We start from the raw sequence: 18,271 nt of genomic DNA, 5'->3' as shown, positions 1-18,271 counted from the left end.
GTATCGATGCCCAAATCAGCAAACCGTTTTCCGCGCCTGCCCCGCATTCCCGCGGCCGATCCCCAGGAATCGGAACAGGCCTGGCAGAACGCGCCGCAATTGTTGGCCGCGCTCAATGGCGCACGCCTGGGCGCCTGGCTGTGGGACATCGAAAGCGGCCGGGTCAGCTGGTCGCGCGGTACCCAGGCATTGTTCGGCTTCGATCCGCAGCGCCCGCTGCCCAGCGAAATCGACTACCTCGACCTGCTGCCCGAGGAAGACCGCGCCCGCACTCGCCAGGCGTTCCAGGCGGTGGTCAACGGCGAACCGATCGAACAGGCCATGCGCCATCGTATCCAGTGGCCCGACGGCAGCATGCACTGGCTGGAAATCAACGGCAGCCTGACCCATGATGCCCATGGCCGGGCGCAGATGATCGGGGTGATCCGCGAAATCACCCGCCAACGCGAGCGGGAAACCGCGCTGATCAACTCCGAGAAGCGCTTCGCCACACTGTTCCACCTCAGCCCCAACGCCATCCTCCTGACCCGCCGCCACGATGGGCTGATCATCGAGGTCAACCAGCACTTCGAGCACATGTTCGGCTGGCCAGGCGCCCAGGTGGTCGGCAAGACCAGCCTGGAGCTGGGCCTGTGGGTCAATCCCGAACAACGCCACCTGGTCATGGACGCCACCCGCGCCGGCAGCGGCCCGCTGACCCTGGAGGTGCAGTTCCGCGCCACCAGCGGCAAGATCCACGACGGCATCCTCTGCACCCAGGGCATCGAGATGGAGGGGATCACCTACCTGATCAGCACCTTCGTCGACACCACCGAGCGCAAGCGCGCCGAGCAGGCGCTCAAGGACAGCCAGGAACGCCTCGACCTGGCCCTGGATTCGGCCCAGCTGGGCACCTGGGACTGGCACATCCCCAGCGGCATGCTCTACGGCTCGGCCCGCGCCGCACAACTGCACGGCCTGGACCCGGTGCCCTTCCACGAATCGTTCGAGGCCTTCTTCGAAGGCGTGCCCGAGCATGAGCGCAGTGTCATGCGCCAGGCCTACCGCAGCCTGCGCGAAGGACCGGCGGGCAATTACCAGATCACTTACCGGGTGCAACTGGACAACGGCGCCTCGCGCTATATCGAAAGCCGCGCGCGCCTGTACCGAGACGACCAGGGCAACCCGCTGCGCATGGCCGGCACCCTGCTCGACATCACCGACCAGGTCGAACGTGAGCAGCGCCTGACCGCCTCGGAAGAAAAGTTCGCCAGCCTGTTCCAGGTCAGCCCCGACCCGATCTGCGTGACCCGCCAGGACAGCGGCCAGTTCATCGAGATCAACCCGGCGTTCAGCCATACATTCGGCTGGAGCGCCGAACAGGTGCTCGGCCACACCGCCGCGGAGCTGGGCCTGTGGGCCGAGTCGGCCGAACGCGCCCAGCGCATCGAGCGAGTAATCCGCGACCAGGCCCTGAGCAACGTGGCGGTGGGAGTCAACCACCGCAACGGCACACCCCTGACCTGCGTGATCTCCAGCCGCCTGATCAGCGTCGACGGCCAGGCCTGCAGCGTCACCACCCTGCGCGACATTACCCAGCAACAACGCGCCGAGGCCGCGCTCAAGGCCAGCGAGGAAAAATTCGCCAAGGCCTTCCACTCCAGCCCCGACGCCATCACCATCACCGAACGCCAGAGCGGCCGCTACCTGGAGGTCAACGATGGCTTCAGCCGGCTGACCGGCTACAGCGCCGCCGACGTCGTCGGGCGCACGGTGTACGAGATTGGCATCTGGGCCGACGAGAAGCAGCGCGGCGCACTGCTAAACGAACTGCGCGAACACGGTCGGGTGCACCACCGGGAAATGCTCGGGCGCAACAAGCGCGGCGACATCCTCACCGTGGAAGTCTCGGTGGAGCCGATCAGCCTCAACGAGACCGACTGCCTGCTGCTCACCGCCCGCGATGTCAGCCTGCTGAAGAACGCCCAGGCGCAGATCCGCCACCTGGCCTACCACGACCCGCTGACCAACCTGCCCAACCGCGCCCTGCTAATGGACCGCCTGAGCCAGCAGATCGCCCTGCTCAAGCGCCATAACCTGCGTGGCGCGCTGCTGTTCCTCGACCTCGACCACTTCAAGCACATCAATGATTCGCTGGGGCATCCGGTGGGCGACACGGTGCTGAAGATCATCACCGCCCGCCTGGAGGCCAGCGTGCGCCTGGAAGACACCGTGGCGCGCCTGGGCGGAGACGAATTCGTGGTGCTGCTCAGCGGCCTGGAGGGCAGCCGCGAGCAAGTGGAAGCCAAGGTCCGCGAACTGGCCGACACCCTGCGCGAACTACTGGCCGAGCCCATGTCGCTGGACGGCCAGCGCCTGCAGGTGACACCCAGCATCGGCGTGGCGCTGATCCCCGACCACGGCGCCACGCCCGCCGACCTGCTCAAGCGCGCCGATATCGCCCTGTACCGGGCCAAGGACTCCGGGCGCAACACCACCCAGTTGTTCCACACCACCATGCAAAAAGCCGCCAGCGAGCGCCTGCGCATGGAAAACGACCTGCGCCTGGCCCTGGCCCGGGGCGAACTGGCCCTGCACTTCCAGCCCCAGGTCGATGCCCGCGACAACCGCATAGTCGGTGCCGAGGTGCTGCTGCGCTGGCACCATCCACAACTGGGCCAGCAGCCACCGGCGCAGTTCATCCAGGTGCTCGAGGAAAGTGGCCTGATCCTGGAAGTGGGCAGCTGGATCCTCGACGAAGCCTGTGACGCCTGCGCACGCATGCTCGCCGACGGCTTGATCGACGCCGAAGGTTTCAGCCTGTGCGTCAACATCAGCCCGCGCCAGTTCCGCCAGAACGACTTCGTCGAGCGGGTGCTGCGCAGCCTGGACGACTACCGCCTGCCGCGGCACATGCTCAAGCTGGAGATCACCGAAGGCATCGTCATCCAGAACCTGGAAGACACCATCAGCAAGATGCGCGAACTCAAGCGCTACGGCGTGAGCTTCGCCATGGACGATTTCGGCACCGGCTATTCGTCGCTGACCTACCTCAAGCGCCTGCCGGTGGATGCGCTGAAGATCGACCAGACCTTCGTGCGTGACGCTCCGGTCGACCCCAACGACGCCGAGATCGTCCGCGCCATCGTCGCCATGGCCCGCAGCCTGGAGCTGGCGGTGATTGCCGAGGGCGTGGAGCTGAGCGAGCAGTTGGAATTCCTCGAGCGACTGGGTTGCCACCTGTACCAGGGCTACCTGCACAGCCGGCCGCTGCCGTTGCCGGAGTTCCGCCAGATGCTGCTGGAGGCACCGGCGGATTACTGATTAAGCGATCCCCTGTAGGAGCGGCCTTGTGTCGCGAAAGGGCTGCGCAGCAGCCCCAGGGCTTCGGCGTTAAAGCAACAATCGCCGGGGCTACTACGCAGCCCTTTCGCGACACAAGGCCGCTTACAGGGTCTGCATAAAACAGAAAGGGCACCCGCAGGTGCCCTTTCTTTCATTCCGCCGAACTTAGTTCAGCGCTGGCTTTTCGCCATTGATCGGGATGCGCTTGGCCTTGGCCTCTTCCGGCACCACGCGCAGCAACTCGATGCTGAGCAGGCCGTTGGCCAGGCCCGCGCCCTTGACCTCGATATGGTCGGCCAGGCGGAACGACAGCTTGAAGGCGCGCTGGGCAATGCCCTGGTGCAGGAAGGTAACGCCTTCGCTGCTGTTGTCGCGCTTGCCGCCGATGACGGTCAGGACGCCTTTTTCAACCTGCAGGTCAAGGTCCTGTTCCTGGAAGCCTGCTGCGGCAACCACGATGCGGTATTGATCATCGCCATGCTTTTCGACGTTGTAGGGCGGGTAGCTGCTACCGGCCTCATTGCGCGCCGCAGCTTCGAACAGGTCGTTGAAACGGTCGAAACCTACAGAGTTGCGGAAAAGTGGGGCGAGAGAGAAAGCGGTGGTCATGGTCATGAACTCCTGAGATTCAGCAAGTAAAGTCATTACGCGACCCGACTTCGGCATCGCGTACTCAAGAGATATGTCCGGGCAAACGGCTTTCAAGGGCGGCCCTGAAAAAATTTGCCAGCCGCTGAAATCGCCACAGGCCTGACTCAGGCCACCCGTTCCTCGAGCACCTGCGGCTCGTAACCCAGCAACCCACTGATCCGCTGGCAATCATTCTCCCGGCGCAACTCGGCAAACAACACCACCGCCTCCGGGTAGCCCCGGGTCAGCATCGCCAACCACTGCTTCATCCGCCCCGGCGCATAGCGCGGCGACAGCTTGGCCTGGGCCTGGCGCCAGAACTCGCGCAGCAAGGGCAGCAACTCATCCCAGCTCAACGGCTGGTAGTCCACGCCATCGCGCGCCGCCGCGATCTGCAAGGCCAGGTCCGGTCGCGACACCAGGCCGCGACCGAGCATGATGTCCTCGGCGCCGCTGACTTCGCGGCAACGCCGCCAGTCGTCGACGGTCCAGATCTCGCCATTGGCGAACACCGGCACCTTGACCACATCCTGGACCCGCGCCACCCACTCCCAGTGGGCCGGCGGCTTGTAGCCCTCGACCTTGGTCCGCGCGTGCACCACCAGGTGCGCCGAACCACCTTCAGCCAGGGCCCGGGCGCAGTCCAGCGCGCCGTCGGGGCTGTCGTAGCCCAGACGCATCTTCGCGGTGACCGGAATATGCGCCGGCACTGCGCGGCGCACCTCGCGCACGATCGCATGCAGCAGCTCAGGCTCCTTGAGCAGCACCGCCCCGCCCCGCGACTTGTTGACGGTCTTGGCCGGGCAGCCGAAGTTCAAGTCGATCACCGGCGCCCCCAACTCGCAGGCCAGCGCCGCGTTTTCCGCCAGGCATACCGGGTCGGAGCCGAGCAATTGCACGCGCATCGGCACGCCCGCCGCCGTTCGCGCGCCCTGGCGCAACTCCGGGGCCAGCTTGTCGAACGAGGATGCCGGCAGCAGGCGATCGCAGACACGAATGAACTCGGTGACGCACCAATCGATGCCACCCACCCGGGTCAGGACGTCGCGCAGGATGTTGTCGACCAGCCCCTCCATAGGGGCCAGGGCAATTTGCATGTCAGGGTCTCGCCACGAAAAAGGCGGCAGTCTAGCAAAAATCCAACGCTGATCAGCTGCCGATCAGCGCCGGGCCATAACCGTCAAGGAACTCCGTCGGCATGCGCCGGGGTTTGCCGCTGGACAGCTCGATGCAGGCGAAGGTGGTCTGCGCGCGCAGCAGGGTCACGCCATCGCTCGGACGCTTGAGCTGGAAGCGCCGGGTCATGCGCAGGCGTTGGTCCCAGTCGATGATCCAGGTAGCCAGTTGCAGCTCGTCGTCCTCGTAGGCGGCGGCGAGGTAATCGATTTCATGGCGAACCACTGCCATGGCGCGATCCAACCGCCGGTACTCGGCCAGGTCCAGGCCCAGGCGCTGGGAGTGACGCCAGGCACAGCGCTCCAGCCAGGTGACGTAGACGGCGTTGTTGGCATGGCCAAGGCCGTCGATGTCTTCGTTGCCGACGCGAAGGTCGATGATGAATGGTGCTGCCAGATCCCAACTCATGCCCGCTCCCACGATTGCAATGAACGGGCAGAGTGTAACGGATGCTCAGGCGCTTTGCCGCGCCCTCTGGGTGGTGCGCGCCAACAGTTCCAGCACCGCCTGGCCCAGGCGCGGATCGGCCAGCAACCGGGAATGGCCACCCTGTTCGAGCAGCAACAGGCGGCTGTCGAACCAGGCCTTGTGGATCAATGGTGCCTCGCTGGCAGCGACCCGCCCGTCGTCCTCGGCATGCACCACCAATCCGGGGATGTCCAGTTGATAGCCATTGACATCGAGACGGCTGATCTGGACGCCGACGTCCCGTTCCACCTGGCGAATGAACGCCGCCCTGGCGCGCGCCGGCAGGCCAAGCCGCCGGGCGAACCCACGCAACACCTCAAGCAGTTGCGCCGGCGCGGCGATGCTGACCGCGGCATCGGTGCGCAGCCCCCACTGCAGGGCCAGCAACACGCTGGCACCGCCCATGGAATGGCCGATCACGGCACGCAACGGCGGCAGCTCGGCGGCAGCTTCCAGCAACGCACGGGCAAACAGCACCACATTCGCTTTTTCACCCGGCGAGCGGCCATGGGCCGGGCCGTCCAGCGACACCACGGTGTAACCGCTGTCGACCAGGGTTTCGATCAAGGCAGCAAACTGCGTTGGCCGCCCTTCCCAGCCGTGCATCAACAACACCGTCGGGCCCTGCCCCCAGCGCAACGCCGACAGACCGAAGCGCAAGGTAATACGCTCGGCCCTGGCCAGCAGTGGCAGCTCCCATGATTTGGGCGGCAGGGTACGCGGGCTCATGAATGCCCGGCGCATCTTGCCGGCGACATGTTCGGGGGCCAGATGGCCAAGGGTGCCGTTGACACCGCGAATCCAGCTCAGGGTCGTCATCGCCTTGCTCCAGGGTCAGGGGTTCAGATCACCGCCGATTTGGCGGCGCGCAAGATTCGGTCGGACAACTCGCCGGCACCCAGGGCACGGGCCACCGCCAAGCCGCCGATCATCAGGGCAAGGTCGGCGAGCGCCTTGTCGATGTCTTCCGGACGGTCGACCATTTGCGCGGTCATCAGCTCGATGTGCTCGGCCAGCACGTCACGGAAAGCGTCCGGCAAGCGCTGCATCTCGCCCAGCGCACTGGGGATGGGGCAGGCCTGCACTTCGGCATCACGGTGCTTGCGCGACAGGTAGAAAGCCGCAGCCAGTGCCCGCCGTTCGGCACCGTCCAGATTTGGGTCGAGTTGGGCGAGCAAGGCCCGACGGTCGCCGAGCAGCTGTGCGAACGCCTCGAGCATCAGCTCGTCCTTGCTCTGGAAGTGGGCGTAGAAGCCCCCCACCGTCAACCCGGCGGCGCCCATCACCTGGCTGACGCTCGGCTCGGCGGGCCCCTGTTGGATCAACGCACTGCGGGCAGCCTCGAGAATGCGTTCGCGGGTTCGGCTCTTCTTGTCGCTCATGGCTCACCTCAAATATTATGATCAACATATTATGCCCATAATATTTATTGGCAAGCAGAATTTTCCGACCATGGATTGGCGGAGCAATTTTCAGAGGACGGAAAAAACAAAAGGCCCATTCAATAATCGAATGAGCCTTATAAGTCCCGCAAAACGCGGGTAAAAAATTGGCGTCCCCTAGGGGACTCGAACCCCTGTTACCGCCGTGAAAGGGCGGTGTCCTAGGCCACTAGACGAAGGGGACGTAAACCTTCGTGCCGTTACGTTTTCACGCAACGCGGCGAATTGGTGGAGCTAAGCGGGATCGAACCGCTGACCTCCTGCATGCCATGCAGGCGCTCTCCCAGCTGAGCTATAGCCCCGAGTAAAACAAAAAGCTCATCTATTGGGTGATGAGCCTTTCAACCCCGCAACTTGCGGGTAAAAGTGGCGTCCCCTAGGGGACTCGAACCCCTGTTACCGCCGTGAAAGGGCGGTGTCCTAGGCCACTAGACGAAGGGGACGTAACCTTCGTGCCGACCCGCTTTCGCGAATCGCGGCAAAATTGGTGGAGCTAAGCGGGATCGAACCGCTGACCTCCTGCATGCCATGCAGGCGCTCTCCCAGCTGAGCTATAGCCCCGGATTTCTAGCCTCTCGGCCCAGCGACATCAGGATATCGCTTGTGCAAAACTGGCGTCCCCTAGGGGACTCGAACCCCTGTTACCGCCGTGAAAGGGCGGTGTCCTAGGCCACTAGACGAAGGGGACGAACCTTCTTACCTTCAAGACCCGTATGCTGGAACCGGCCTTGCCTGACAGCCTTGGCTATCAGTCGGAATTTGGTGGAGCTAAGCGGGATCGAACCGCTGACCTCCTGCATGCCATGCAGGCGCTCTCCCAGCTGAGCTATAGCCCCACAATGTCGCTCTGAACCGAAGCGCTGGCTGGGTGCCTGGCGTTTCGTTTTCGTTCATCGCTGTGGACGGGGCGCATATTAAGATCGGATTGCAGGGCTGTCAAACGAATTTTTGAAAATATTCAAAATTTTTTTCACAGATAACAATCACTTACCGCCCTGCCCCGGCAAAAACCCGAGCACTGGGCCTTGTGGGAGCGGGTTTACCCGCGAATGCGGTGGCGCATGCACTATCGTATTCGCGGGTAAACCCGCTCCCACAGGTTCAGCTATCGCTTCGAGGTCGCTGTCAGGCGATGTTCGCCAGCAGCTTTTCCCATTCCTTGTTTTCTTTCTTCGACACGCCGCCGAGCAGGTCAAGGGCCTGGCGCAGGCGGTAGCGAGTCAGGTCGGGACCGAGGATTTCCATGGCATCGAGCACCGACACCGAGCTGGCCTGGCCAGTGATGGCAGCGAACATCAGCGGCATGGCGTCACGCAGCTTGAGTTCCAGCGCCTCGACAACCGCCTGGATGCAGCCGGTGATGCGGTCTTTTTCCCACTGACGCAGGCTCTCCAGCTTCCACAGGATCAGTTGCACCACTTGGCGCACCTGGTCGGCCGACAGCTTCTTGCTCTCGAACAGCTTGGCATCGAGCTTGAGCGCGCCCTCGAAGAAGAAGCCACCCAGCGGGGCGACCTGGCTGAAGGTCTCGACCCGGCCCTGCACGTGTGGCGCGATCTTCATCATGTAGTCGCTGTTGAAGGCCCATTTCTGCACCCGCGCGGCGAATTCTTCCACCGGCAGTTCGCGCAGCCACTGGCCGTTCAACCAAGACAGCTTCTCGATGTCGAAGATCGGACCACCCAGGGAGATGCGCGACAGGTCGAAGTGCTCGACCATCTCGGCCAGGGAGAACTTCTCGCGCTCGTCGGGCATCGACCAGCCCATGCGCCCCAGGTAGTTGAGCATCGCTTCGGGCATGAAGCCCATGCGCTCGTAGAAGGTCACCGAAGTCGGGTTCTTGCGCTTGGAGAGCTTGCTCTTGTCAGGGTTGCGCAGCAGCGGCATGTAGCACAGCTTGGGCTGTTCCCAACCGAAGTACTCGTACAGTTTGATCAGCTTGGGCGCCGACGGCAGCCACTCTTCACCGCGCAGCACGTGAGTGATGCCCATCAGGTGGTCATCGACCACGTTGGCCAGGAAGTAGGTCGGCAGGCCGTCGTTCTTCATCAGCACCTGCATGTCCATACGGTCCCACGGGATCTCGACATCGCCGCGCAGCATGTCCGGCACCACGCAGATGCCTTCGCTCGGGACCTTCATCCGGATCACGTGCGGCTCGCCAGCCGCCAGGCGCCGCTGCACTTCCTCGGCGCTCAACAGCAGCGCGCGACCGTCGTAACGAGGGGTTTCGCCACGGGCCATCTGCTCGGCGCGCATCTGCTCCAGCTCTTCGGCGGTGCAGAAGCAGTAGAAGGCGTGGCCGGCGTCGACCAGTTGCTTGGCGTACTTGGCGTAGATCTCGCCACGCTCGCTCTGCCGGTACGGGCCGTGCGGGCCGCCGACATCCGGGCCTTCGTTCCATTCGATGCCCAGCCAGCGCAGGGCGTCGAAGATCTGCTGCTCCGACTCGCGGGTCGAGCGCAGCTGGTCGGTGTCTTCGATCCGCAGGATGAACTCACCGCCGTGCTGCTTGGCGAAGCAGTAGTTGAACAGGGCGATGTAGGCGGTGCCGACATGGGGATCGCCAGTGGGCGATGGCGCGATACGCGTGCGAACGGTGGTCATGGAGAGTCTCGAACGAAGATTCAAACAAAGGTCGAATGTTAGCAGGGAGCAGGCATCGGGCTCCAGCAATGGCGCTATCGTCACTTGTGACGCGGTCTGTCGGCGCTGTTAAATTTGCTTACACTTCTGGAATCCTGGTCCCCATGCCCGCTCAACTCAAACGCCGCCTGCTGATCTTCATCACTCTGGTGCTGCTGGTCGCCCTCGCCTTCCTCGCCCACTGGTATTTCAAGGGGCGTTTCTACGAGAGCACCGACAACGCCTATGTCCAGGGTGAGATCACGCGTATTTCCAGCCAACTGGGTGCACGCATCGACCTGGTGCCGGTGGAGGATAACCAGCACGTGCAAAAAGGCGACCTGCTGGTACGCCTGGAAACGGCCGACTTCGAGCTGGCCGTGGCCCGTGCTCATGCCGCCCTGGCCACCCGCGAGGCAGAGCTGGCGCAGGCGCAGAGCCGCCTGGCCCAACAAGGCAGCCTGATCGCCGCAGGCCAGGCCCAGGTGGCGGCCAACCAGGCCACCCTCGATCGTTCGCAACTCGACCTCAACCGCGCCCAGGCATTGCGCAAGCCTGGCTTCGTCTCCGAAGAGCGGGTCACCACCCTGTCGGCGGAAAGCCATGTCGCCCGCTCCCAGGTGGACAAGGCCCAGGCCGACCTCAAGGGCCAGCGCCAGCAGGTCGACGCGCTGAGCGCCGAACTCAAGCGTCTTGACGCACAGATCGCCAATGCCCGTGCCGACCTGGCCCAGGCGCAACTCAACCTCAGTCGCTGCGAGATCCGCGCGCCAATCAACGGTACCGTCGGCCAGCGCAGCGCGCGCAACGGCCAGGTGGTGCAGGCCGGCGCCTACCTGCTGTCGATCGTCCCGGACGAGGACATCTGGGTACAGGCCAACTTCAAGGAAACCCAGATCGGCCGGATGCACCCCGGCCAGCGCGCCGAACTGGTGTTCGACAGCTACCCTGACACCCCGATCGAGGCCCGTGTCGACAGCCTGTTCGCCGCCTCCGGCGCGCAGTTCAGCCTACTGCCCCCGGACAACGCCACCGGCAACTTCACCAAGGTGGTTCAGCGCCTGCCCGTCAAGCTGACCTTCGCCGCCGACAACCCGCTGCATGGGCGCATTCGCCCCGGCATGTCGGTCACCGCCACGGTCGATCTGCGCGACGGCAACGCCGATGGCCGGTGACCCGCTGCTGCGCCCCACGGCGGAGCCGAGCCGACGCGACTGGATCGCGGTGATGAGTGTGATGCTCGGCGCCTTCATGGCGGTGCTGGACATCCAGATCACCAACTCGTCGCTGAAGGACATCCAGGGCGCGCTGTCGGCGACCCTGGAGGAAGGCTCATGGATTTCCACTTCCTACCTGGTGGCGGAGATCATCATGATCCCCCTGACCGCCTGGCTGGTGCAGCTGCTATCGGCCCGGCGCCTGGCGGTGTGGGTGTCGCTGGGCTTCCTGGTGTCGTCGTTGCTGTGCTCGATGGCCTGGAACCTGGAGAGCATGATCCTGTTCCGCGCCCTACAGGGTTTCACCGGCGGCGCCTTGATCCCGCTGGCCTTCACCCTGACGCTGATCAAGCTGCCTGAGCACCACCGCGCCAAGGGCATGGCCATGTTCGCCATGACTGCCACCTTCGCGCCCTCGATCGGCCCGACCCTGGGCGGCTGGCTGACCGAGAACTGGGGTTGGGAGTACATCTTCTACATCAACATCCCGCCGGGGCTGGTGATGATCGCTGGCCTGCTCTACGGGCTGGAAAAAAAAGAAGCGCACTGGGAGCTGTTGAAGAGCACCGACTATGCCGGCATCGTCACCCTGGGCCTGGGCCTGGGCTGCCTGCAGGTGTTTCTCGAGGAGGGGCATCGCAAGGACTGGCTGGAGTCGAACCTGATCGTCAGCCTCGGCACCGTGGCCTTGCTCAGCCTGGTCCTGTTCGTGATCCTGCAATTCTCCCGCGCGCACCCGCTGATCAACCTGCGCATTCTCGGCAACCGCAACTTCGGCCTGTCGAGTATCGCCAGCCTGGGCATGGGCGTCGGCCTGTACGGTTCGATCTACCTGCTACCGCTCTACCTGGCGCAGATCCAGGGCTATAACGCCCTGCAGATCGGCGAAGTAATCATGTGGATGGGCATCCCGCAGCTGTTCTTGATTCCGCTGGTGCCGCAATTGATGAAGGTGATCTCGCCGAAGGTGCTCTGCGCCCTGGGCTTTTGCCTGTTCGGATTGGCCAGTTTCAGCTCCGGAGTACTCAACCCGGACTTCGCCGGGCCACAGTTCAATCAGATCCAGGTGATCCGCGCCATCGGCCAGCCAATGATCATGGTGACCATCTCGCTGATTGCCACGGCGTATATCCAGCCGCAGGATGCGGGGTCGGCCTCGAGCCTTTTCAACATCCTGCGTAACCTCGGTGGCGCCATTGGCATCGCGCTGCTGGCAACGCTGCTGGATGCGCGGACCAAGGTGTATTTCGACTACCTGCGCGAGGCGGTGGTGCCGAACAACCCTCAGGTGGCTGAACGCCTGGCGCAACTGGCCGAACGGCTGGGCAGCGATAACGCGGCGCTGGGCAAGCTGAGCGAAATCACTCATCAGCAGGCGTTGATCATGGCCTACAACGATGCCTTCCATTTTGTCGGGATCGGGCTGGCGGTGAGCATGCTGGCGGTGTTGCTCACGCGCAAGTTGCCGCAGGGGTTGAAGGCGGGCGAAGCGCACTGAGCGAGTCACACCTGAGCTGTGTAGGAGCGACCTTGTGCCGCGAAAGGGCCGCAGAGCGGCCCCGGCAATTTCTACCTTGACGCTGAAATCCTGGGGCTGCTGCGCAGCTCTTTCGCGGCACAAGGCCGCTCCTACAGGGATTGCGTACGGCTTTAGCTAGCCAGCAAGCGCTCGCGCAGCTTGCCGATCTCGTCGCGCAACTGCGCCGCGGCCTCGAACTCCAGGTCGCGGGCGAACTGGAACATTTTCTCTTCCAACTGCTTGATGCGCTTGGTGATCTCGGCCGGGCTCTGCAACTCGGCTTCGTAACGCCCAGCCTCCTCCGCCGCCTTGGCCATGCCCTTGCGCTTCTTGCTGCGCGCCCCCGGCACGGTGGCACCCTCCAGGATGTCGGTGATGTCCTTGACCACCCCCTTGGGCACGATGCCATTAGCCTCGTTGAACGCTACCTGCTTGGCCCGACGCCGTTCGGTCTCGTCGATGGCGCGCTGCATGGAGCCGGTGATGTTGTCGGCGTAGAGGATCGCCTTGCCATTAAGGTTGCGTGCGGCGCGGCCGATGGTCTGGATCAGCGAGCGCTCGGAGCGCAGGAAGCCCTCCTTGTCGGCATCGAGGATGGCCACCAGCGACACCTCGGGCATGTCCAGGCCCTCGCGCAGCAGGTTGATGCCCACCAGCACATCGAAGGTGCCCAGGCGCAGATCGCGGATGATCTCGACCCGCTCGACGGTGTCGATGTCCGAGTGCAGGTAGCGCACCCGCACATCGTGGTCGGCCAGGTAGTCGGTGAGGTCCTCGGCCATGCGCTTGGTCAGCGTGGTGGCCAGCACCCGCTCGCCCTGGGCGACGCGCTTGCCGATCTCCGACAGCAAGTCATCGACCTGGGTCAGCGCCGGACGCACCTCGACCTGCGGATCGACCAGGCCGGTCGGACGCACCACCTGCTCCACTACCCGGCCAGCGTGCTCGGCCTCGTAGGGCCCGGGGGTGGCGGAGACGAAGATGGTCTGCGGGCTCACCGCCTCCCATTCGTCGAAGCGCATCGGCCGGTTGTCCAGCGCCGACGGCAGGCGGAAACCGTACTCCACCAAAGTCTCTTTGCGCGAGCGGTCGCCCTTGTACATGGCGCCGACCTGGGGAACGCTGACATGGGACTCGTCGATCACCAGCAGCGCGTCTGGCGGCAAGTAGTCATACAGGGTGGGCGGCGGCGCGCCCGCCGGGCGCCCGGAGAGATAGCGCGAGTAGTTCTCGATGCCGTTGCAGTAGCCCAGCTCGAGGATCATCTCCAGGTCGAAGCGGGTACGTTGCTCCAGGCGCTGGGCCTCGACCAGCTTGTTGTGTGTGTTCAGGTACTCCAGGCGGTCCTTGAGTTCTTCCTTGATACCCTCCACCGCGTCGAGCAGGGTCTCCCGCGGGGTCACATAGTGGCTCTTGGGGTAGAAGGTGAAACGCGGCAGCTTGCGGATCACCTCGCCGGTCAGCGGGTCGAAGGCGGCGATGTTCTCCACCTCGTCGTCGAACAGCTCGATACGGATCGCCTCGAGGTCGGATTCGGCCGGGAAGATGTCGATCACGTCGCCGCGCACACGGAACGTGGCGCGGGCGAAGTCCATCTCGTTGCGGGTGTACTGCAGGTCTGCCAGGCGGCGCAACAAGGCGCGCTGGTCGAGCTTGTCGCCGCGATCGACGTGCAGGACCATCTTCAGGTAGGTCTCCGGGCTGCCCAGGCCATAGATGCACGACACGGTGGTGACGATGATCGCGTCGCGTCGCTCCAGCAATGCCTTGGTCGCCGACAGGCGCATCTGCTCGATATGGTCGTTGATCGAGGCGTCCTTCTCGATGAAGGTGTCCGACGACGGCACATAGGCTTCGGGCTGGTAGTAGTCGTAGTACGAAACGAAGTATTCCACCGCATTGTTCGGGAAGAACGCCTTGAATTCGCCGTACAGCTGCGCGGCCAGGGTCTTGTTCGGCGCCAGCACCATGGTCGGGCGTTGCACCTGCTGGATCACGTTGGCGATGCTGAAGGTCTTGCCCGAGCCGGTCACCCCGAGCAACGTCTGGTGCGAAAGGCCCGCGTCGATGCCTTCGACCATCAGGCGGATGGCCTCGGGCTGGTCGCCGGCCGGCTGGAATCGGGTGACGAGCTGGAACTCGGACATGGCGGACCTCGTGGATGTCGCGGCAACTGTAAATTTAGCCAGTAGTCTATACCCAAATGCGCGCGCCGGGCGCAGCTTTCAAGGGCAACCTGTGAACGCGCATTGCAATGGACCGGGCAATTCGACCAGTGGTCAAAAAATATTTGCGCAAACCGTGGGAAAAGCAGCGGCAGACTGTCGCGGTGACCGGTCGGTATCACTATACTGACTCCCCGTTTGTGCACCGCTTCAGTGCCTTCGGCTGGAGCGTGGCCACCCCTATCACTCTCCTATCAGAGCCAAGGTAACAATGAGCCTGTTTTCCGCTGTCGAGCTGGCACCCCGCGATCCCATCCTGGGCCTCAACGAAGCATTCAACGCCGATACCCGCACCGACAAGGTGAACCTGGGCGTGGGCGTGTACTGCAATGAGGAAGGCCGCATCCCGCTGCTGCGCGCGGTGATCGAAGCCGAGACCGCCCGTGCCGCACAGCACGCCTCCCGCGGCTACCTGCCGATCGACGGCATCGCCCAGTACGACCAGGCCGTGCAAAAGCTGATCTTCGGCGCCGAGTCGCCACTGCTGGCCGCCGGCCGCGTGGTCACCGTGCAGGCCGTGGGCGGCACCGGCGCGCTGAAGATCGGCGCCGACTTCCTCAAGCGCCTGCAGCCGGGCGCCGTGGTCGCCATCAGCGACCCGAGCTGGGAAAACCACCGCGCCCTGTTCGAGAGCGCCGGCTTCCCGGTACAGACCTACCGCTACTACGACGCGGCCAGCAACGGCGTCAACCGCGCGGGCATGCTCGAAGACCTGAACAAGCTGCCTGCCGGCTCGATCATCGTCCTGCACGCCTGCTGCCATAACCCGACCGGCGTCGACCTGACCCTGGACGACTGGAAGAACGTGCTGGAAGTGGTCAAGGCCAAGGGCCATGTGCCATTCCTCGACATGGCCTACCAGGGCTTCGGCGACGGCATCGACGAAGACGCCTTCGCCGTGCGCCTGTTCGCCGAGTCGGGCCTGGAGTTCTTTGTCTCCAGCTCGTTCTCCAAGTCGTTCTCGCTGTACGGCGAGCGCGTTGGCGCGCTGTCGATCGTCACCGCTTCGAAGGACGAGAGCACCCGCGTGCTGTCGCAGGTCAAGCGGGTTATCCGCACCACCTACTCCAACCCGCCTACCCACGGCGCCAGCATCGTCGCCGCCGTGCTCAACAGCGCCGAGCTGCGCCAGATGTGGGAAACCGAGCTGGCCGAGATGCGCACTCGCATCCACGGCATGCGCAAGCAGATGGTCCAGTTGCTGGCCGAATACGGCGCCAACCGCGACTTCAGCTTCGTCGGCCGTCAGGTCGGCATGTTCTCCTACTCGGGCCTGACCGTTGACCAGGTCGCCCGCCTGAAGAACGAGTTCGGCATCTACGCCCTGGACACCGGCCGCATCGCGGTCGCCGCGCTGAACCAGAGCAACATCCACGTGGTCACCAAGGCCATCGTCGAGGTGCTGTAACTGCTTGATTGTCTGAGGGAAGCTTGACTTCCCTCGGGCCATGGGTAAGATACCCGCAGATTCCGCGATAGCTCAGTCGGTAGAGCAAATGACTGTTAATCATTGGGTCCCTGGTTCGAGTCCAGGTCGCGGAGCCAGACATTGAAGAAACCTCCAGATGCGCAAGCACTGGAGGTTTTTTCTTTTCAGGACCCGGCACTTGTTTTCCGACCGCCCTGGACTATCGTCTGCCTGCGCACCTCGCGCAGCAACGACAGGGAGTCAACATGGACACCGTTCGCAATGCTCAGCAAGCCGTGGAAACCGTCGCCGACCAAGCCATCCTCGCTGCGCAGCAGAAGACGTTCGCGGTAGGCGGCTGCATCATCGAGAATGCCACCGGCAAGGTGTTGCAGGCCATGCACAACAATGTGCTGATGCCCTACCCCAACAGCACCGCGCAGCCACCGTTCCTGCCCCATGACCCAACAGCCCACGGCGAGCGCCAGTTGGTGCAGTGGTACTACGACAACCGCCAGGCCCTGAACCTGCCGGAGCCCAGCAAGCTTACCGTGGTCACCACCCTGGACCCTTGCGCGATGTGCGCAGGCTCCCTGCTCACCGCTGGTTTCAACGTGGCGGTCAGCGCCATCGACACCTATGCCGGGGTCAACTACAACAGCCAGTTCGACTTCCCGACCCTGCCGCCGGAAGTGCGCCAGAAAGCCCAGCAGACCTGGGGCTACTACGCAGTGGACACGCCTATCGATCGGCAGTACCAAGGCTCGGCAGGCCCTGTCTTCGCGAAGGAAGCCATCGACGCACGGGTATTCAGCCTGACCGGTTCGATCTTCGACGCCAGCGTCAATACGGTGCGCGAGGCGAGCAACAACAGCGGCCTGGCGCCAGATCAACTGAAGAACCCGGCGTCGCTGCCGGCCAATAGCGCGGTGCGCAAGGCACTGACCGAACTCAGCCCATGGGCCTTGACGGTCAAGTTCGACGACCCACGCATGCCGGGTGCGGCCTTGGCCAAACCACTGACGGAAACCGCCCGCCATGCCGACACGATGAACGCCGTGGCCCTGCTGGATCCGTTCGGCAACCTGCTGGCATGCCTGGGCGGCCAGGAAAAGCAGTCGCCCATCCGCACGGCGTTCATGGAAACCACGCGCCGTTATGCCTTGATGCGCTGGGAGCTGATGAACAGCAACGATCCACAAGTCCGTGCCGAGGCGCAGCAGTACCTCACCCACCCCAAGTACGGCACGTTCGTGTTCCTGTACATTCCCGACCCACGCACCAGCGAGGCGGTGATGACCTTCGGTGCGTATGGTTCGACCATGGAGGGGCCGGTGCCGCAGTCGTTCCCGTCCAACCTGCAATACGTGCTGCTGCACCCAGGGGTGACGCCGCAGGCCGTGGCGCAGTTGGCGCAGAAGCTGCCGCCCTTCTACACCCAGAGCGTCCAGGTCGCCCCCAGCCAGGTGCTGGACGAGGCCTTGATCCAAGCTGCGAAGGGCGCGTTGTAAGCACCTCCGTCAATCATTGGGACAGGGGCTCGGTCACTGGCCGCCCCTCGTCCACCAGACTCCAGACCAGCAGCTTTGCCGGCGCGGTCTTGCTGGCATTGCGCGAAACACTGTGCACGGTGCCTGGAGCCTCGTACCAGAACTCGCCGGCCTTGTAGGTTTTCTCCGTTTCGTCGTTGAGCTTCGAGGTGACGGCCCCTTCCAGCACGTAGGCCATGACCGCGCCTGGGTGCTGATGCGCCGCAGAAGCCTGGCCAGGGCCATAGCTGACAGTGAGCATCACGGCTTTCTTGCCGGGGGCATTGCTGGGGCTTTGCTCCTGCAGGATCTTCACCTGGTCAGGTTTTTCGCCATGGGCCCAGGCGGGCGACAGTGGGACAAGCAAGCCTAGGGTCAGCAAGGCAACAGGCAGGTGGATGGTTCGCATCGGGTTTCTCCTGAGTGGCATCTACCTTCAGGTTAAGCCCGGGGTTGCCGAGGACAAACGGCCAATTCGCAAAAAAACCGGGAGGCCGTTGCCGTTGTCGTTGCCGATCAAGAGGCTATCGCCAAACCCCGCGAGCGGCAGCTGCGCCAGCCCAGGCGCCGCCCGTACCTTCGCGACTTCAGGAGGCCGAACGCAGGCCTTGCGGAGGGAGGTGACGGGCATGAATGCCCGTCAAGCGCTGCGCCCCAGGATGGGGCGTTCAGCGCGATCCTCCCGGGAGCAAGGCCGGAGTGAGGGAA

At 64.0% G+C, this 18,271-nt stretch carries 13 protein-coding genes and 7 tRNA genes; 6 read left to right on the top strand and 14 right to left on the bottom strand.

The window, feature by feature from the left end:
• Positions 1 to 6: 6 nt before the first annotated feature.
• Positions 7 to 3,303: a PAS domain S-box protein gene (locus HU772_RS07695; protein WP_186662708.1), complete on the top strand. Its 3,297-nt coding sequence runs from the start codon at positions 7 to 9 to the stop codon at positions 3,301 to 3,303.
• 186 nt (positions 3,304 to 3,489) lie between these two features.
• On the opposite strand, the gene HU772_RS07690 is transcribed toward HU772_RS07695, so the two are convergent.
• From HU772_RS07690 to gltX, 12 genes are all read right to left on the bottom strand, one after another.
• On the bottom strand, positions 3,490 to 3,933 hold the full coding sequence (locus HU772_RS07690; RefSeq protein WP_134693298.1) for an Hsp20 family protein: 444 nt from the start codon (positions 3,931 to 3,933) through the stop codon (positions 3,490 to 3,492).
• 146 nt (positions 3,934 to 4,079) lie between these two features.
• The gene (locus HU772_RS07685) at positions 4,080 to 5,051 is read right to left on the bottom strand and encodes a tRNA dihydrouridine synthase (RefSeq protein WP_186662707.1); all 972 of its coding nucleotides are present in this window, start codon (positions 5,049 to 5,051) and stop codon (positions 4,080 to 4,082) included.
• Positions 5,052 to 5,103: 52 nt separating this feature from the next.
• Positions 5,104 to 5,538, bottom strand: coding sequence for an acyl-CoA thioesterase (locus tag HU772_RS07680; protein ID WP_186662706.1), 435 nt, complete (start codon positions 5,536 to 5,538; stop codon positions 5,104 to 5,106).
• 45 nt (positions 5,539 to 5,583) lie between these two features.
• Positions 5,584 to 6,417, bottom strand: a complete 834-nt coding sequence (locus tag HU772_RS07675; protein ID WP_186662705.1) for an alpha/beta fold hydrolase — start codon at positions 6,415 to 6,417, stop codon at positions 5,584 to 5,586.
• Between the two features lie 23 nt (positions 6,418 to 6,440).
• Positions 6,441 to 6,980 carry a TetR/AcrR family transcriptional regulator gene (locus HU772_RS07670; protein ID WP_186662704.1) on the bottom strand — a complete coding sequence of 180 codons (540 nt, stop codon included), beginning with the start codon at positions 6,978 to 6,980 and terminating at the stop codon, positions 6,441 to 6,443.
• 168 nt (positions 6,981 to 7,148) lie between these two features.
• A tRNA-Glu gene (locus tag HU772_RS07665) sits at positions 7,149 to 7,224 on the bottom strand.
• Positions 7,225 to 7,266: 42 nt separating this feature from the next.
• A tRNA-Ala gene (locus tag HU772_RS07660) sits at positions 7,267 to 7,342 on the bottom strand.
• 65 nt (positions 7,343 to 7,407) lie between these two features.
• Positions 7,408 to 7,483: transfer RNA gene (locus HU772_RS07655), tRNA-Glu, on the bottom strand.
• A gap of 42 nt (positions 7,484 to 7,525) precedes the next feature.
• Positions 7,526 to 7,601: transfer RNA gene (locus HU772_RS07650), tRNA-Ala, on the bottom strand.
• 51 nt (positions 7,602 to 7,652) lie between these two features.
• Positions 7,653 to 7,728: transfer RNA gene (locus tag HU772_RS07645), tRNA-Glu, on the bottom strand.
• A gap of 72 nt (positions 7,729 to 7,800) precedes the next feature.
• Positions 7,801 to 7,876, bottom strand: a tRNA-Ala gene (locus tag HU772_RS07640).
• 289 nt (positions 7,877 to 8,165) lie between these two features.
• Positions 8,166 to 9,647 carry a glutamate--tRNA ligase gene (gene gltX, locus HU772_RS07635; protein ID WP_186662754.1) on the bottom strand — a complete coding sequence of 494 codons (1,482 nt, stop codon included), beginning with the start codon at positions 9,645 to 9,647 and terminating at the stop codon, positions 8,166 to 8,168.
• Between the two features lie 143 nt (positions 9,648 to 9,790).
• Here gltX and HU772_RS07630 point away from each other — a divergent pair, with 143 nt between their 5' ends.
• The gene (locus HU772_RS07630) at positions 9,791 to 10,840 is read left to right on the top strand and encodes an HlyD family secretion protein (RefSeq protein WP_186662753.1); all 1,050 of its coding nucleotides are present in this window, start codon (positions 9,791 to 9,793) and stop codon (positions 10,838 to 10,840) included.
• Entirely contained in the window at positions 10,830 to 12,380 is a 1,551-nt protein-coding gene (locus HU772_RS07625) for an MDR family MFS transporter (RefSeq protein WP_189665159.1), read from the top strand. Before HU772_RS07630 ends, HU772_RS07625 begins: the two co-directional genes overlap by 11 nt.
• A 152-nt stretch (positions 12,381 to 12,532) precedes the next feature.
• Here HU772_RS07625 and uvrB read toward each other — a convergent pair whose 3' ends face one another.
• Positions 12,533 to 14,548, bottom strand: a complete 2,016-nt coding sequence (gene uvrB / locus HU772_RS07620; protein ID WP_186662752.1) for an excinuclease ABC subunit UvrB — start codon at positions 14,546 to 14,548, stop codon at positions 12,533 to 12,535.
• A gap of 289 nt (positions 14,549 to 14,837) precedes the next feature.
• On the opposite strand from uvrB, the gene HU772_RS07615 reads away from it, so the two are divergent.
• The 3 genes from HU772_RS07615 to HU772_RS07605 all read left to right on the top strand — a co-directional run bounded on the left by HU772_RS07615 (position 14,838) and on the right by HU772_RS07605 (position 17,545).
• Positions 14,838 to 16,034, top strand: coding sequence for an amino acid aminotransferase (locus tag HU772_RS07615; RefSeq protein WP_134693307.1), 1,197 nt, complete (start codon positions 14,838 to 14,840; stop codon positions 16,032 to 16,034).
• Between the two features lie 61 nt (positions 16,035 to 16,095).
• Positions 16,096 to 16,171, top strand: a tRNA-Asn gene (locus HU772_RS07610).
• A 129-nt stretch (positions 16,172 to 16,300) separates the two neighbouring features.
• Entirely contained in the window at positions 16,301 to 17,545 is a 1,245-nt protein-coding gene (locus tag HU772_RS07605) for a nucleoside deaminase (protein WP_186662751.1), read from the top strand.
• Positions 17,546 to 17,558: 13 nt separating this feature from the next.
• Here the strand turns inward: HU772_RS07605 and HU772_RS07600 are convergent, their stop codons facing one another.
• Entirely contained in the window at positions 17,559 to 17,972 is a 414-nt protein-coding gene (locus HU772_RS07600) for a cupin domain-containing protein (RefSeq protein WP_186662750.1), read from the bottom strand.
• Positions 17,973 to 18,271 lie beyond the last annotated feature (299 nt).

This window comes from Pseudomonas xantholysinigenes, from assembly GCF_014268885.2.
GTDB lineage: Bacteria > Pseudomonadota > Gammaproteobacteria > Pseudomonadales > Pseudomonadaceae > Aquipseudomonas > Aquipseudomonas xantholysinigenes.
Note: the sequence above shows the minus strand (reverse complement) of the source record. Positions and strands in the feature narration are given on the sequence as shown.